Source organism: Burkholderia sp. MSh2, from assembly GCF_000731655.1.
Taxonomy (GTDB): domain Bacteria; phylum Pseudomonadota; class Gammaproteobacteria; order Burkholderiales; family Burkholderiaceae; genus Burkholderia; species Burkholderia paludis.
The window spans coordinates 1-695 of the sequence record NZ_JPGM01000017.1; the positions used below are offsets into that span (position 1 = coordinate 1).

Genomic DNA, 695 nt, shown 5'->3' on the forward strand with positions numbered 1-695 from the left:
CCGTATCGGAAGGTGCGGCTGGATCACCTCCTTTCCAGAGCTTCTCGCAAAGTTGAGCGCTCACGCTTATCGGCTGTAAATTAAAGACAGACTCAGGGGTCTGTAGCTCAGTCGGTTAGAGCACCGTCTTGATAAGGCGGGGGTCGTTGGTTCGAATCCAACCAGACCCACCATTGTCTGGCGGTAACACACCTGAGGTCATCTGTACTCAAATGGGGGCATAGCTCAGCTGGGAGAGCACCTGCTTTGCAAGCAGGGGGTCGTCGGTTCGATCCCGTCTGCCTCCACCAATCTTCAATGACAAGCGTTCGACGTGGTCGAATCTTTGTCATTGGCGATTGAGCCAGTCAGAGTGATACGTAGTATGTATCGGCTGTCGTTCTTTAACAATCTGGAAGAAGTAAGTAATTTGGATAGCGGAAGCGTCTATGAGATGGACGTGAAAACTATCCGGGTTGTGATTGTATCGATGTATCTCAAGATGATTCGAACTCTATGTTTGACTCAATTGGAATACGGCACAACGCGAGAACTCAACCTGTAACGAGACAGACTCGTTATAGGGTCAAGCGAACAAGTGCATGTGGTGGATGCCTTGGCGATCACAGGCGATGAAGGACGCGGTAGCCTGCGAAAAGCTACGGGGAGCTGGCAAACAAGCTTTGATCCGTAGATGTCCGAATGGGGAAACCCGG

Annotated in this window: 2 tRNA genes and 1 rRNA gene; all 3 read left to right on the forward strand. The window is 50.9% G+C overall.

Features of this window, described 5'->3' with window-relative positions:
• Positions 1-96: 96 nt before the first annotated feature.
• Positions 97-173: transfer RNA gene (locus GQ57_RS12720), tRNA-Ile, on the forward strand.
• Positions 174-214: 41 nt separating this feature from the next.
• Positions 215-290 (forward strand) — tRNA-Ala (locus tag GQ57_RS12725).
• Positions 291-563: 273 nt separating this feature from the next.
• A 23S ribosomal RNA gene (locus tag GQ57_RS12730) occupies positions 564-695 on the forward strand; the annotation flags it as partial.